Genomic DNA, 14,127 nt, shown 5'->3' on the forward strand with positions numbered 1-14,127 from the left:
GGACGCCGCCGAGATTCACGATCAGAACCAGCACGCCGCGTGTGGCGAGCGCGCTGTGGTCTGTGCTGAGCGCGGGTTGCCTGTGGTGAGTGGTGCGCGAGGGAGCGGGTCGGCGGGCGGAGACTGGTGTGGCTGTGCCAATGTAGGTGTGGTGATACCCAAGTTGATGGCGGTGAGCGACGTTCATGTCGGCCACCAGGGGAATCGTCCGGTGGTCGAGGAGATCAGGGCGGATTCGCCGGAGGACTGGTTGATCGTCGCCGGGGACGTGGGGGAGAAGAGCGACGACATCCGGTGGACGCTCGAGCTGTTGCGCGGCCGGTTCGCGAAGGTGATCTGGGTGCCGGGCAACCACGAATTGTGGACCACGGCAAAGGACCCGGTCCAGATGCACGGTGCGGCGCGATATGACTATCTGGTATCGATCTGCCGCGATCTCGACGTGCTCACGCCGGAGGATCCGTTCCCGGTGTGGGAAGGCGCGGGCGCACAGGAGCACGGCGGACGGGTGACCTTGGCCCCGATGTTCCTGCTCTACGACTACTCGTGGCTGCCCGCCGGGACTACCACGAAGGCAGAGGGACTGGCCGTCGCCCGCGACCGCAACGTCGTGGCGACCGACGAGTTCTTGCTGTCGCCGGACCCGTTCGCGACCCGCGACGCCTGGTGCCACGCCCGCGTCCAGGTCACGCAGCGCAAGCTGGACGCACTCGCGCCCGGCACACCGTTGGTGATGATCAACCACTTCCCGCTGGTTCGCCAACCCACCGACGTGCTGTTCTACCCAGAGTTCGCCCTATGGTGCGGCACCGACCTGACCGCCGACTGGCACACCCGCTACAACGTGGTGTGCTCGGTCTACGGCCACCTGCACATCCCGCGCACCTCCTACTACGACGGCGTCCGATTCGAAGAGGTCTCCCTCGGTTACCCCCGCGAATGGCAGCGTCGCGGCCTGCCCGACCGCCTGCTGCGCCAGATCCTGCCTGCCCCGGAGTACCCGCCGGGTTCACTCAACACATGGGGCGGCCATTTCAAGGTCACGCCGGAAATGGAAGCGGCCGCCGCCGAAATGCGGAGCAAAGCAGAACGTCGCCGCGGAGTCTGACTCCGCATGCTCGCGCCATCCGGGCTGGACTACGCTCGTTGGCGATGATCGAGAAAATTCTGCCTGCTGGTGTGGCCTCGGCCGAGCTGTTGGAGTACCCGGAGGAGCTGACGGCGCATCCGGCGGAGGAGCACCTCATCGCGAAGTCGGTGGAGAAGCGGCGTCGGGACTTCATCGGAGCCCGGCATTGCGCGCGACTCGCGTTGGCGGAGCTCGGCGAGCCGCCGGTTGCCATCGGTAAAGGCGAGCGGGGTGCGCCGGTGTGGCCGCGCGGCATTGTCGGGAGCCTGACGCACACCGACGGGTATCGGGCGGCGGCGCTGGCGCACAAGCTGCGGTTCCGGTCCGTCGGGATCGATGCCGAACCGCATGGTCCGCTGCCCGAGGGCGTGCTGGACTCGGTGAGCCTGCCGCCGGAGCGGGCGTGGCTCACCAGTGCAGGCCCCCTCGTTGCCGTGCATCTCGACCGACTGCTGTTCTGTGCCAAGGAGGCCACCTACAAGGCGTGGTGGCCGCTGACGTCGCGTTGGCTCGGGTTCGAGGACGCGCACATCACCTTCACCATCGACGAGAGCTCCGACGGCGCAGGCACCGGAACCTTCCACAGCGAGCTGCTGGTGCCAGGGCAGACCAATGACGGCGGCGTGCCGTTGACCTCGTTCGACGGTCGCTGGATGATCGGCGACGGGCTCATCCTCACCGCGATTGTGCACGGCTGATGGCGGGCTCGACGGTGCGCCCCGATGTGCTCGGCGGTCTACTGATCGTGGACAAGGATGGCGGCTGGACCAGTCACGACGTGGTAGCGAAGTGCCGGAAGCTGTTGCGCACCAAGAAGGTCGGTCACGCGGGCACGCTGGACCCGATGGCCACCGGGGTGCTCGTGCTCGGCGTGGAGCGCGCCACCAAGCTGCTCGGGCTGCTCACCCTCACCACCAAGGCCTACACCGCGACCATTCGCCTCGGCCAGGCCACCACCACCGACGACGCCGAGGGCGAGGTGCTCGCGACGACAGCGGCCACCCACCTGTCCGATGGGGAAATCGCCACGCACACAGCGGAACTGACCGGCGATATCGAACAAGTGCCTGCCACCGTCAGCGCGATCAAGGTGAACGGTGAACGCGCCTATGCGCGCCACCGCGCCGGTGAGGACGTGCAGCTCGCCGCCCGCCCCGTGCGGGTGTCCCGCTTCGATGTTCTTGCCCGTCACGATGTTTCGGACGGCGGCTTCGTAGACCTCGACGTCGAAGTCGAATGCTCCTCGGGCACCTACGTGCGCGCACTGGCCCGCGACCTCGGTGCCGCTCTCGGCGTCGGCGGCCACCTGACCGTGTTGCGCCGCACCAGAGTCGGCCCCTTCACCCTCGAACACGCCCGCACCCTGGACGAATTGGCGCTCGCCGCGGAAGCCGGCACCCCGCTGCTGAGCTTGGGCATGGACGACGCCGTCCGAACCGCCTTCCCGCACCGCACGATCAGTGCGGAGGAGGCCGATTCGCTGCGCGACGGGCGTTGGCTCGAGCCGATCGGAATCAAGGGTGTGCATGCCGCGCTCACCGAAGACGGAACAGCCATCGCGCTGCTGGAGGAGAGCGGTAGGCGCGCCGCCTCCGTGATGGTCGTGCGACCGCGCGGGCTGGTCGACTGAATCGTGCCCGCGCTGTCGGTCCGAGCCCGATGCCGGATCACTCGTCCAGGGCGCCGAGAACGGGTTCGAGTGCGCCGATGCAGACCTCACGGAGTTCGCGGTGCGGGAGAAGGCGCGGTTTTCCAGCCACTCGCGCGACATCGTCCCTCAGCACGGTGTCGTAGGCACTGCTGTCCAGGGTCGATGACAACCGGCGTCGAGCTCGGCACCCGCGTCATCACCGCACCGGCCTGAGCCGGAAACTCCCGCGCCGCTCGCTCGGACAGGCTCCGGTGCAACGGAATCCGTAGAGTGGCCAGTGGCCCGACGTCGGCACTCGGGATCGGCGGCGGCGGTGGAAGGCGTAGGCAATGAGTGAACGACCGGTCGACACATTCGAACTGTGGGATCGTGACGGCGACGGGCTGGTTTCGGTGGACGACATCACCGTCGGCATCAGCGCCCTCGGACTGGACGTCGATGCCGAGGCGATCGAACGCCTGGTCGCCGCCGTCGACACCAACGGCGATTTCTTGGTCTCCAAGGCTGAATTCGACGCCGCCCTCGTCGCAGGCCGCATCGAGGTCACCGACGCCGACGCCGCCTTCCGCGTCTTCGACACCAACGGCGACGGCCGAATCTCCGTCGACGAACTCGAATCCCTGATCCGCCACGTCGGCGCGGGCCGCATCGACGAACCAGCCGAATCTCTCCTGGCGGCCGCCGACACAGACGGCGACGGCTACCTCTCGCTCCCAGAATTTCGAGCCCTCCTCGACTTCCTCTCCCGCTGACCCCGGCAGTCCGCTTGTGACGGCGGACTTGCTGGTCGCGGCGGCGTGGAGACGTGCGTTCGAGTGCTTCGCCATGGGCTCCGTGTCGGGCGTATTCGCGATCCGCGCAGGAGTAGATAGCCCATCAGACCGGGTGTAGATCACGGACCGGACCGGACTGCGACCTTGCCTATGCGGGTTGACCTGGGTTAACTCCGGCTGCCTTCGGGGCGATAGTTCAGGTGTCAGGAGCAACGATCGATCGGAAGGCCGATGTCGATGGGGATGCGTGTCGTCCAGCGGGCAATGGTTTGCGCCGCGGTGGTGGTAGCTGCTGTTGCTTGTGGTGATGGCGATGAATCGTCACTGCCGTCGCGCGGAAGTTCGGTAGCGGTGACGAATACGGGCGCAGCGCCGGGGTCGACGACTCACACGGTCGCGCCGCAGGCAACCACTGTTCCCTCCCTGCCCGCACCCGAGGCGCCGCCGATCCTGCCACCCCCGGACAGCTCGGCATTGGTCATCAAGACGCTGACCGTATCCGGCGGCGCAGTTGCGAACGTGCCGGTGGCGGTTCGGCTGGTGCAGCCGTGCGATCCTGCGCGGCACGACATTCCGGTCGGCGAGACGACCGAGACGCGGCACTGGACCGGGACCACGGACGGGAACGGCACCACCACCTTCGCCGTGCCGGTCGGCTGCTACCTCTTCACCATGCAACCGCCGCCGGGCTCGTCGCCGGTGCCCGAGGGCATGCACAGCACCTTCGTGACCGCACCCGGCCAGATCGTCTCCGGCGTACTGCGATTCGAGGATCCGGTGCCGCCACCGTGCACCGCGGCAGCGATCGTCGACGACCTCGACGTTCCGCCGTACCTCGCCGCCGCCCACGCGACGGTTTCCGAATGCGAGGGCGGCTGGGCCGTCATCGTCTGGGACGTCCCCGGCGACTCCCAGCGCATCGTCGTCCACAATCCGGACGGCTGGACCACCTACACCGGCTTCCCGCACGACACCTGCTGGACCGAAGCCCTCGCCGACGGCGTCCCCACTCGTCTGCAGCGCTACTTCCCGACGTGCTGACCTCCGCTGGCTGCCCGCAGGGGTAACGCCTACGCGCAGGTCGCGAAGTCGGTACCGGAGTAGACCTCCTGCATGGACATCAACAAAAAGATCGAGCAGCCCCCGCTGCGCAGACGGGTCACTCATCGGCGCTGTCACGAGGGCACCGCATCGGCTCTTGCGTTGTCCCAGAGGTGCTTTCGTCGAAGCAGCGCTGAGGGGCCCGGTGGGTCCGCGGTCAGTCGGTGGTGGTGAGCCAGATGGCCTGGGCGGCAAGGCTGCCGAGATCGATGGTGCGGTCCTCGATGCGGATGGCGATGGTGCCCGCGAAGTCGCGACGTTCCACGACGGCGATCGGGGTGTCGAGGGCGATGCCGACGGAGTCGAAGTAGCGCAGCATGTCGGGATCGGCGTCGGAAATGCGGGCGACGCGGCCGGATTCGGCGGCCGAGAAGTCACTGAGCTGGCGGGCCGGTGGGGTGGGGACGGCGCCGTCGACCGAGGGGATGGGGTCGCCGTGCGGGTCGCGGTCCGGGAAGCCGAGTTTGGCGTCGATGCGTGCCATCAGGAGTTCGGAGACCGCGTGCTCGAGCACCTCGGCTTCGTCGTGCACCTCGTCCCAGCCGTAGCCGAGCTCATTGACCAGGAACGTTTCGATCAGCCGGTGCCTGCGCACCATAGCGATCGCCGCGAGGCGGCCGTCCTCGGTGAGTGTGATGGAGCCGTAGCGAGCGTGTTCCACCAGACCTTGATCGGCGAGTTTGCGGACCGCCTCGGAGACGGTGGAGGCCGAAACGCCGATCCGCTCGGCCAGCAGCTTCGTCGACACCTTCTCCTGCGACCACTCCTGCGCGGTCCAGATCACTTTGAGGTAGTCCTGAGCCACCGACGAGAGCACCGGCGCCATCGTCACGGTGCTGCCGTGCGGTTCGCCGTGCGTCGAGCCGCCTGCCTGCTGCGCGGCATCTCTGAGCTGCGCCGCGGTGTCGGCCAGCTCGCGTCGGGTGGCGATATCTCGTTTACCGGGCACATACCCGAGCTTAGGCATATGCCTGCCGAATCACACATCGCGCCGCACGGGCGAACGCCGTATTCACCCTCCGTATACGACACCGGAAGCGTTGTGTGACATCGCGGCCTCGCGTGCCCCGACGATGCGCGATGGCACCCGCCTTCGAATTTGCTGCGGCTCGGTGCCTGCTGCGGCCGGGCTGTGCTGGATGCGGCGGCCTCCGGCTTCGCTGCGGCGCGGACTTCGGTCCAACTCTGTTCGGTTGTGGTCAGATCGGCGGCTACCGTCGGCTCCGCTCCGGCTCGGCGCGGATTTCGAGCGGACTGCGTCGGGTTGTGTGAGATCGATGGCTGCCGAGGGCTTCGCCCCCGCCCGCGCGGACTTCGGTCAGACCGTGTTCGGCTGTGCAAGATAGGCTGCGGACTGTGCAGAGATGGCGAAGTCTCGACGAGGTGCCCGCGGACTGGGGGCGGTGTGTACTCACGATCGGTGTGTTCGACGGTGTGCACCGCGGTCACGCGCAGCTGATCAGCCGGGCCGTGAAGGCCGCTGCCGCGCGCGGTGTTCCCGCGGTGCTGATGACCTTCGACCCGCACCCCATGGAAGTGGTGCGCCCCGGATCGCATCCCGCGCAGCTGACCACGTTGACCCGGCGGGCGGAGTTGGCCGAGGAACTCGGGGTCGACGTGTTCTGCGTCATACCGTTCACCCAGGAGTTCATGAAGCTGACACCGGCCCGCTACGTGCACGATCTGCTGGTCGAGCGGCTGCACGTGGTCGAGGTGGTGGTGGGGGACAACTTCACCTTCGGCAAGAAGGCCGCGGGCACCATCGACACCATGCGCGAGCTCGGTGATCGGTTCGGTTTCGAGGTCGACGGCGTGAAGCTGATCGGCGAGCACGCGGTCACCTTCTCCTCCACCTACATTCGCGCCTGCGTCGACGCGGGCGATATGGGCGCGGCGGCCGAGGCGCTCGGCAGGCCGCACCGCGTCGAGGGCGTTGTGGTGCACGGCGACGGACGCGGCAAACAACTCGGTTTTCCCACCGCGAATGTCGCGCCGCCGATGCACGCGGCGATCCCCGCCGACGGCGTGTACGCGGGCTGGTTCACCGTGCTCGGCCCTGGTCCGACCATTGGCACGGTGACACCGGGCGAGCGCGCGATGGCCGCGATCTCGGTCGGCACCAACCCCACTTTCTCCGGCCGTGCCAGGACTGTCGAGGCGTACGTGCTCGACGGCGAGGCCGATCTCTACGGCCAGCATGTCGCGGTGGACTTCGTGGAGCACCTGCGCGGGATGCGCAAGTTCGATTCGATCGAAGAGCTGCTCGAAGCGATGGGCCGCGACGTGGACAACGCCCGCAAGGTGCTCTCCGTTGCCGACACATCGACGGCGCCTGAGGCCTGAGCGACCGCGATTCGGTTCGCCGGAACTCATCCGGTAGGGTGGATCCTCGGGTTTGCTGCGGTCCGCGGTGGCGCCCAGCCGGGTAACCGGATTTCGAGCGCGGGACTGAGAAATAGGAGTGGATGCCCCATGGCACTGACCACCGAGCAGAAGTCGGCAATTCTCGCCGAGTACGGCCTGCACGAGAAGGACACCGGTTCGCCGGAGGCCCAGATCGCGCTGCTGTCCAAGCGGATCTCCGACCTCACCGAGCACCTGAAGGTGCACAAGCACGACCACCACACGCGCCACGGCCTGCTCGCGCTGATCGGCCGTCGTCGTCGCCTCTCGAAGTACCTGCAGAAGAGCGATATCGCGCGTTACCGTTCCCTCATCGAGCGTCTCGGCCTGCGCCGCTGATCGCTCGACACACCGGCTACCGGAGGTAGTCGGCGAACCGGCCAACGGGGAGGCATACAATCTCCCCGTTGGCTATTTGTGTATGAGGGGCAAAAGGTGTCGCGACCGCTCAGTAGGTTGCTACAGACAGCATCACCCATCTACACGACAACATTGCACAGCCGTATGCACCCGCCGCGTGGCGTCGGTCTTCGGTAGTGGCCTCCCGGCAGGTGAAACTCCGCCGGCGGGCTTCGATCGATGACCGCCTCCGCGTCGCCGAATCCAAGGGGATCTGGCCGGGTGCGCGCGTTGCAGCCAGGAGGGTTGCCGCGCGCCCGTATCCGGTACGGCTGACGAATAGCCGAGTCGCGCCCATGACGCGCTCGACTCGGCGAAGACGAGAGGTTGAGAGAAGAAAATGACCGAAACAACTGAACGCACGTCCTCGGCCGTCGAGGTCGAACCCGGTGTGTTCGAGTCTGTCGCGCTGATCGACAACGGCAGCTACGGCACCCGCACCGTCCGCTTCGAGACCGGCCGTCTGGCCCGTCAGGCCGCAGGCTCGGTCGTCGCGTACCTGGACGACGAGACCATGCTGCTGTCGGCCACCACCGCGGGCAAGCACCCGAAAGACCAGTTCGACTTCTTCCCGCTGACGGTCGACGTCGAGGAGCGGATGTACGCCGCTGGTCGTATCCCCGGCTCGTTCTTCCGTCGCGAGGGCCGTCCGTCCACCGACGCGATCCTGACCTGCCGCCTGATCGACCGGCCGCTGCGTCCGTCCTTCGTCGACGGTCTGCGCAACGAGATCCAGGTCGTCGTCACCGTGATGAGCCTGGATCCCAATGATCTCTACGACGTGGTGGCCATCAACGCCGCGTCGGCGTCCACCCAGATCGCGGGTCTGCCGTTCTCCGGTCCGGTCGGCGGCGTGCGCGTCGCGCTGATCGAGGGCCAGTGGGTCGCGTTCCCGACCGTCGAACAGCTCGAGGGCGCCGTGTTCGACATGGTTGTCGCGGGCCGCGTCGTCGAGTCCGGCGATGTCGCGATCATGATGGTCGAGGCCGAGGCCACCGACAAGGTCATCGCACTGATCGAGGGCGGCGCGACCGCGCCGACCGAGGCCGTTGTCGCCGAGGGCCTGGAGGCTGCCAAGCCGTTCATCGCCCGCCTGTGCAAGGCGCAGCAGGACCTCGCGTCGTTGGCGGCCAAGCCGACCGGCGAGTTCCCGCTGTTCCCGCCGTACGAGGCCGACGTCTTCGAGGCCGTCGAGGGCACCGCCAAGCGTGAGCTCAGCGAGGCCATGAGCATCGCGGACAAGCAGGAGCGCGAGGCGAAGATCGACGACATCAAGCTCGACGTGCTTTCCCGCCTCGGCGACGACTTCATCGGTCGCGAGAAGGAGTTGGGCGCCGCATTCCGCTCGGTCACCAAGAAGCTTGTGCGCCAGCGCATTCTGTCCGACGGCTTCCGCATCGACGGTCGCGGTCTCGCCGATATCCGTGCACTCTCCGCCGAGGTCGCCGTGGTGCCTCGTGCACACGGTTCGGCGCTGTTCGAGCGTGGCGAGACCCAGATCCTGGGTGTCACCACCCTGGACATGGTGAAGATGGCGCAGCAGGTCGACTCGCTCGGCCCGGAGACCAGTAAGCGCTACATGCACCACTACAACTTCCCGCCGTTCTCCACCGGTGAGACCGGTCGCGTCGGTTCGCCGAAGCGCCGCGAAATCGGCCACGGCGCGCTCGCGGAGCGGGCCCTGATGCCGGTGCTGCCGAGCCAGGAAGAGTTCCCCTACGCCATCCGTCAGGTGTCGGAGGCGTTGTCCTCCAACGGTTCCACCTCGATGGGCTCGGTCTGCGCCTCGACCCTGTCGCTGCTCAACGCCGGTGTGCCGCTGAAGGCGCCGGTCGCGGGTATCGCCATGGGCCTGGTGTCCGACACCGTCAAGAACGACAAGGGCGAGGACGAGGTCCGCTATGTCGCGCTGACCGACATCCTCGGCGCCGAGGATGCCTTCGGCGACATGGACTTCAAGGTCGCGGGCACCAGTGAGTTCGTCACCGCGCTGCAGTTGGACACCAAGCTCGACGGCATCCCCTCACAGGTGCTCGCCGGTGCGCTGGCCCAGGCGCACGACGCACGCACCACCATCCTGGAGGTCATGGCGGAGGCCATCGCCACCCCGGACGAGATGAGCCAGTACGCGCCGCGCGTCACCGCGATCAAGATCCCGGTCGACAAGATCGGCGAGGTCATCGGCCCCAAGGGCAAGGTGATCAACCAGATCACCGAGGAGACCGGCGCCAACATCTCCATCGAAGATGACGGCACCGTCTACGTCGGTGCGACCAACGGCCCTGCGGCGCAGGCGGCGATCGACTTGATCAACGCCATCGCGAACCCGCAGCTGCCGAAGGTCGGCGAGCGCTTCCTCGGCACGGTCGTCAAGACCACTGCCTTCGGCGCGTTCGTCTCGCTGCTGCCGGGCCGTGACGGCCTGGTCCACATCTCCAAGCTGGGCAACGGCAAGCGCGTCGCCAAGGTCGAGGACGTAGTCAACGTCGGCGACAAGCTGCGCGTGGAGATCGCCGACATCGACAACCGCGGCAAGATCTCGCTGGTGCCGGTCGACGAGAATGCTGACGAGCCTGCTGCCGATGACACCGTTGATGCGGGCACGGCGGAGACCGAGTAGTACTTGTCTTTGTGACGAAGAAGAAGACGGCAACCCCTCTGCTCCGCGGCGAGCAGGGGGGTTCGTCACTAGAGCTGCGAGCGGATGATGCGCGGATGACCGACTCGGGTGTGCGACGCACCGTGCTGCCCGGCGGACTGCGCGTGGTCACCGAGCACGTGCCCGGTGTGCGTTCGGCCTCGATCGGCGTGTGGGTCGGCGTCGGTTCGCGCGACGAGGGACCCACCGTCGCCGGTGCCGCGCACTTCCTGGAACACCTGCTGTTCAAGGCGACTCCGACGCGATCGGCGCTGGACATCGCCCAGGCGATGGATGCCGTCGGCGGGGAGCTCAATGCGTTCACCGCGAAGGAGCAGACCTGCTACTACGCGCATGTGATCGACGAGGATCTGCCACTGGCCGTCGACATGGTCTCCGACGTAGTGCTCAACGGCCTGTGCCGAGCGTCCGACGTGGACGTGGAACGGCAGGTGGTGCTCGAGGAAATCGCCATGCGCGACGATGATCCGGAGGATCTGGTCGGTGACGCGTTCCTCACCGCGCTGTTCGGCGATCACCCGCTCGGACGGCCGGTGATCGGTTCCATCGAGTCCATCGAATCGATGCAGGCCGCGCAGTTGCGCGGGTTCCATCTGCGCCGCTACCGGCCGGATCGGATGGTCATCGCGGTGGCGGGCAACGTGGAGCACGAGCACACGGTGGAACTGGTGCACCGTGCGTTCGCCGATCGGCTCGATCCGGCCGCCGTACCAGCCCCGCGGCGGGAGGGACGGTTCCGGCCGCAGTGCGCGCCGGGACTGCAGCGCAGTCACCGCGACAGCGAACAGGCCCACCTGGCGTTCGGCGTGCGTGCCTTCGGGCGGCATGAGGGTGAGCAGCGCTGGCCGCTGTCGGTCCTCAACACCGTGGTCGGCGGCGGGTTGAGTTCCCGTCTGTTCCAACGGATTCGGGAGGAACGCGGGCTGGCGTACTCGGTGTACTCGAGTGTCGACACCTTCGCCGATACCGGAGCGTTCTCGGTGTACATCGGTTGTCAGCCCGAGAATCTCGGCAGGGTGGCGTCGCTGGCCCGTGGTGTGCTGGAAGATGTTGCCGCCGACGGGATCACCGATGCCGAGTGTGCGCGCGCCAAGGGATCGCTGCGCGGCGGTCTGGTGCTCGGTCTGGAGGATTCCGCATCCAGGATGAACAGGATCGGCCGCAGCGAACTCAGTTACGGCAACCATCGGAGTGTGTCGGAAACGTTGGCGCGCATCGACGCGGTGACCACCGACGAGGTGTCGGCGATCGCGGCCACGTTGTTGGCCAGGCCGTTCGGCGCTTCCGTCGCCGGGCCCTACCGTCGTACCCGCGAATTGCCCTCTTCCGTACGTCGTTTGGTCGACGGCTGAGGGTTCATAGCCAGGTAGGCTCAGCGCCGGCGGGCTGTCGTCAGGCCTCGCGGGCGCGGTTGGCGGCGTCGACGATCGAGGGGAGTACGCCGGGAAGCGCGGATTCCAGGTCTTCGGTGCGCAGCCGCTGACAGGTTTGACCGTCGATAACCAGTCGTTCGATGACGCCCGCTTCGCGCAGAATCTTGAAGTGGTGCGTTGCGGTCGACTTGTTGATCACCTCGTAGAGCGCGCCACAGCGCACGGCATCGCCTGCGTTGCTCAGGCGGCGCACCATCTCGAGCCGCACCGGGTCCTGCAGCGCGCCGAGCACGGTCGCCAGGGCCGCCACCGGCGGTGTTACGGTCTCCGAGGCCAGTTCCTTAGCTCCGGTCATGATCTACCTCACTGGTGGGTTTGACGATCATCATACCGGATGTAGGCTAATCAAGTTCGATGAGGATCAAACTCACCTGATGGGAGCTGCGATGGCAGCGACAATGGTGGCCGCCGACGAACAGACTTCACAACGCTGGGCCTACGCACTGGTCCTGGCAGCCACCGGCGTAGCGCTCGGCGTCTCGGGGGTCCCCGCACCCCTCTATGGCATCTACGAGAAGGAGTGGCACCTCTCGCCGCTCACCACGACCATTGTTTTCGCCGTGTACGCGGTCGCCGCGCTCGGCGCGGTGCTGGTATCGGGCCGGATCTCCGATGTCGTCGGGCGCAAGCCGGTGCTGCTCGGCGCATTCGCCACCATGATCGTCGGACTCGTGGTGTTCATGCTGGCGGACTCGGTGCCGATGCTGCTGTTGGCTCGCGCACTGCACGGCATGGCGGTCGGCTCGACGGTTGTGGCGGGTGCGGCGGCGCTGCTGGACATGCGTCCCACCCGGGGTGCGCGGTCCGGGCAGCTCAGTGGTGTGGCGTTCAATATCGGTATGGCCGTGGCGATTCTGGGTTCCGCGCTGTTGGCTCAGTACGCGCCGAATCCGCTGCGCACGCCCTATGTCGTCATCACCGTGGTCTGCTTGATCATCGGCGTCGGTGTGCTCGCGCTGAACGAGCCGCACAACGCCCGCGTCGCCGGCCGGATCAGGATCGCCAAACCGGCTGTCCCGCAAGAGATTCGTGGCGACTTCTGGTTCTCGGCGATCGGTGTGATGGCGGCATGGTCGGTGCTCGGTGTGCTGCTGTCGCTGTACCCGTCGCTGGCCGCGCAGAAGACCGGCATCCACAACTTGGTGTTCGGTGGAGCGGTGGTCGCCTCGACGTCGCTGTCCGGCGCCGCCTCGCAGCTGTTCGCGACCGGAGTTCCCGCGCGCAGGGCGGCGATCATCGGTGACGCAGGCATGGCGATCGCGTTGCTGCTCACTGTGCCCGCCCTCGACACCCACAGCTGGGTGATGGTCCTCGGTGCCGGCGTGCTGCTCGGCACGACCTTCGGTCTCGGTTTCGGTGGTTCGATACGCCACCTGTCCGAGGTTGTGCCGCGACATAAGCGCGGCGAAACGATGTCGGCGTACTACCTGCTCGCCTACTCCGCCATGGCGCTGCCGACCATCCTGGCCGGCTGGGCCGCGACCACCTGGGGCCTGACCACGGTCTTCCCATGGTTCGTCGGCGTGGTCGCCCTCGCCTGCCTCGTGGCCGCGGGCTTGGGCCTGCGGCGAAACCGGGAAGCCCGGCAAACAGTGGCGTGAGCGAAGCGGGTCCCCGCGGCAGCCGGGACGCGGGGACCTGCTTCGACCTGGACCGATGTACTCCACGTAGTACCGCGATTCCCGATTCCTCGGCGGTGTCCGGTATTGTTCACACCGCGCCACGACGGCAAACAAGCTATCGGGACGCGTATGCGGATGTAGCGCAGTGGTAGCGCATCACCTTGCCAAGGTGAGGGTCGCGGGTTCAAATCCCGTCATCCGCTCTCGTAAATCCCCCGGCAGCGGCATCGAGCTACTGGGGATGCCGTTGTGACCGTGGTGGCAACGAACTCGTCATCCGCCCTTGTCGAACAGTCCCGCTCGCGCTCCGGTGAGTGCCAGTCGGGCAGCGGCATCGGCGGTCGCGTCGGTCACCGGTTCTCGCGTGATGAGTGCGCGGAAGTAGATCGGGGCGACCAGCGCCTTGACGAGTTCGGCCGCATCGGTGCCTGCAGGGAGTTCGCCGCGTTCGACGGCGCGGCCGACCACGGGAAGCGACGTGCGGATGCGATCGCGGAAGACGTGCCTGACGGCATCGGGGGGCCGGGCGGCACCCGTCGTCTCCGACAGTAGCACCGACAAAACCGCCTGTCCGCCTGAGCTTTTCACCCAGGTGACCAAGCCCCGTGCCAGTCCGCGCAGGTCCTCGTCGATGGAGCCCGTATCGGGGATGGGGATGTCGGTGGCGACGCTGTCGCCGAGTGCGTCGGCGATCAGCGCATCGCGATCGGGCCATCGCCGGTAGACGGTGGTCTTGTGCACGCCTGCGCGGCGGGCCACGTTCTCCACCGTGAGCGCCGCATAGCCATGTTCGCCGAGTTCCTCGACAGTCGCGGCCAGCACGGCGGCACGCACCTTCGGGCCACGTCCGAGCGGTGCGGTGGAACTCATTGCAACTCCTTGTTGCGATATCGGGTAAATCAAGGCAAGCTCGATGCTATCGCAACATGGAGTTGCAATAAATGAGACGGGAGTACC

13 protein-coding genes and 1 tRNA gene are annotated in these 14,127 nt (G+C 67.1%); 11 read left to right on the forward strand and 3 right to left on the reverse strand.

The window, feature by feature from the left end; all coding sequences use genetic code 11:
• Positions 1-151 precede the first annotated feature (151 nt).
• From ACFU4Z_RS30460 to ACFU4Z_RS30480, 5 genes are all read left to right on the forward strand, one after another.
• Entirely contained in the window at positions 152-1,108 is a 957-nt protein-coding gene (locus tag ACFU4Z_RS30460) for a metallophosphoesterase family protein (RefSeq protein ID WP_379069820.1), read from the forward strand.
• A 44-nt stretch (positions 1,109-1,152) separates the two neighbouring features.
• The gene (npt, locus tag ACFU4Z_RS30465) at positions 1,153-1,827 is read left to right on the forward strand and encodes a 4'-phosphopantetheinyl transferase Npt (RefSeq protein WP_379069823.1); all 675 of its coding nucleotides are present in this window, start codon (positions 1,153-1,155) and stop codon (positions 1,825-1,827) included.
• Positions 1,827-2,759 carry a tRNA pseudouridine(55) synthase TruB gene (truB, locus tag ACFU4Z_RS30470; protein WP_379069825.1) on the forward strand — a complete coding sequence of 311 codons (933 nt, stop codon included), beginning with the start codon at positions 1,827-1,829 and terminating at the stop codon, positions 2,757-2,759. Before npt ends, truB begins: the two co-directional genes overlap by 1 nt.
• A gap of 350 nt (positions 2,760-3,109) precedes the next feature.
• Positions 3,110-3,532 (forward strand): EF-hand domain-containing protein, encoded by a 423-nt coding sequence (locus ACFU4Z_RS30475; protein ID WP_379069828.1) that lies wholly within the window; start codon positions 3,110-3,112, stop codon positions 3,530-3,532.
• 372 nt (positions 3,533-3,904) lie between these two features.
• Positions 3,905-4,594 carry a hypothetical protein gene (locus ACFU4Z_RS30480; RefSeq protein WP_379069831.1) on the forward strand — a complete coding sequence of 230 codons (690 nt, stop codon included), beginning with the start codon at positions 3,905-3,907 and terminating at the stop codon, positions 4,592-4,594.
• A 217-nt stretch (positions 4,595-4,811) separates the two neighbouring features.
• Here ACFU4Z_RS30480 and ACFU4Z_RS30485 read toward each other — a convergent pair whose 3' ends face one another.
• Entirely contained in the window at positions 4,812-5,480 is a 669-nt protein-coding gene (locus ACFU4Z_RS30485) for a metal-dependent transcriptional regulator (RefSeq protein ID WP_379070067.1), read from the reverse strand.
• Positions 5,481-6,010: 530 nt separating this feature from the next.
• On the opposite strand from ACFU4Z_RS30485, the gene ACFU4Z_RS30490 reads away from it, so the two are divergent.
• The 4 genes from ACFU4Z_RS30490 to ACFU4Z_RS30505 all read left to right on the forward strand — a co-directional run bounded on the left by ACFU4Z_RS30490 (position 6,011) and on the right by ACFU4Z_RS30505 (position 11,467).
• A complete protein-coding gene (locus ACFU4Z_RS30490) occupies positions 6,011-6,997 on the forward strand; it encodes a bifunctional riboflavin kinase/FAD synthetase (protein WP_379069833.1) in 987 nt (328 codons plus the stop codon).
• 129 nt (positions 6,998-7,126) lie between these two features.
• Positions 7,127-7,396 (forward strand): 30S ribosomal protein S15, encoded by a 270-nt coding sequence (rpsO, locus tag ACFU4Z_RS30495; RefSeq protein WP_328403782.1) that lies wholly within the window; start codon positions 7,127-7,129, stop codon positions 7,394-7,396.
• 400 nt (positions 7,397-7,796) lie between these two features.
• Entirely contained in the window at positions 7,797-10,076 is a 2,280-nt protein-coding gene (locus ACFU4Z_RS30500; RefSeq protein WP_379069835.1) for a polyribonucleotide nucleotidyltransferase, read from the forward strand.
• A 95-nt stretch (positions 10,077-10,171) separates the two neighbouring features.
• On the forward strand, positions 10,172-11,467 hold the full coding sequence (locus ACFU4Z_RS30505; protein WP_379069838.1) for a M16 family metallopeptidase: 1,296 nt from the start codon (positions 10,172-10,174) through the stop codon (positions 11,465-11,467).
• 40 nt (positions 11,468-11,507) lie between these two features.
• Here ACFU4Z_RS30505 and ACFU4Z_RS30510 read toward each other — a convergent pair whose 3' ends face one another.
• Positions 11,508-11,843, reverse strand: a complete 336-nt coding sequence (locus tag ACFU4Z_RS30510; protein WP_379069841.1) for an ArsR/SmtB family transcription factor — start codon at positions 11,841-11,843, stop codon at positions 11,508-11,510.
• 103 nt (positions 11,844-11,946) lie between these two features.
• On the opposite strand from ACFU4Z_RS30510, the gene ACFU4Z_RS30515 reads away from it, so the two are divergent.
• Both ACFU4Z_RS30515 and ACFU4Z_RS30520 read left to right on the forward strand, forming a co-directional pair.
• Entirely contained in the window at positions 11,947-13,149 is a 1,203-nt protein-coding gene (locus ACFU4Z_RS30515) for an MFS transporter (protein ID WP_379070070.1), read from the forward strand.
• Positions 13,150-13,301: 152 nt separating this feature from the next.
• Positions 13,302-13,373, forward strand: a tRNA-Gly gene (locus ACFU4Z_RS30520).
• Between the two features lie 70 nt (positions 13,374-13,443).
• Here the strand turns inward: ACFU4Z_RS30520 and ACFU4Z_RS30525 are convergent.
• Positions 13,444-14,040 (reverse strand): TetR/AcrR family transcriptional regulator, encoded by a 597-nt coding sequence (locus tag ACFU4Z_RS30525; protein ID WP_379069844.1) that lies wholly within the window; start codon positions 14,038-14,040, stop codon positions 13,444-13,446.
• Between the last annotated feature and the right edge of the window lie 87 nt (positions 14,041-14,127).

Source organism: Nocardia sp. NPDC057440 (assembly GCF_042802915.1).
Lineage (GTDB): Bacteria > Actinomycetota > Actinomycetes > Mycobacteriales > Mycobacteriaceae > Nocardia.

What these genes read in the sequence shown, in the direction of transcription:
- npt (WP_379069823.1), top strand. Translation starts at nt 1,153, where the DNA reads ATGATCGAGAAAATTCTGCCTGCTGGTGTGGCCTCGGCCGAGCTGTTG.
- truB (WP_379069825.1), top strand. Translation starts at nt 1,827, where the DNA reads ATGGCGGGCTCGACGGTGCGCCCCGATGTGCTCGGCGGTCTACTGATC.
- ACFU4Z_RS30475 (WP_379069828.1), top strand. Translation starts at nt 3,110, where the DNA reads ATGAGTGAACGACCGGTCGACACATTCGAACTGTGGGATCGTGACGGC.
- ACFU4Z_RS30485 (WP_379070067.1), bottom strand. Translation starts at nt 5,480, where the DNA reads ATGGCGCCGGTGCTCTCGTCGGTGGCTCAGGACTACCTCAAAGTGATC.
- rpsO (WP_328403782.1), top strand. Translation starts at nt 7,127, where the DNA reads ATGGCACTGACCACCGAGCAGAAGTCGGCAATTCTCGCCGAGTACGGC.
- ACFU4Z_RS30500 (WP_379069835.1), top strand. Translation starts at nt 7,797, where the DNA reads ATGACCGAAACAACTGAACGCACGTCCTCGGCCGTCGAGGTCGAACCC.
- ACFU4Z_RS30505 (WP_379069838.1), top strand. Translation starts at nt 10,172, where the DNA reads ATGACCGACTCGGGTGTGCGACGCACCGTGCTGCCCGGCGGACTGCGC.
- ACFU4Z_RS30510 (WP_379069841.1), bottom strand. Translation starts at nt 11,843, where the DNA reads ATGACCGGAGCTAAGGAACTGGCCTCGGAGACCGTAACACCGCCGGTG.
- ACFU4Z_RS30515 (WP_379070070.1), top strand. Translation starts at nt 11,947, where the DNA reads ATGGTGGCCGCCGACGAACAGACTTCACAACGCTGGGCCTACGCACTG.
- ACFU4Z_RS30525 (WP_379069844.1), bottom strand. Translation starts at nt 14,040, where the DNA reads ATGAGTTCCACCGCACCGCTCGGACGTGGCCCGAAGGTGCGTGCCGCC.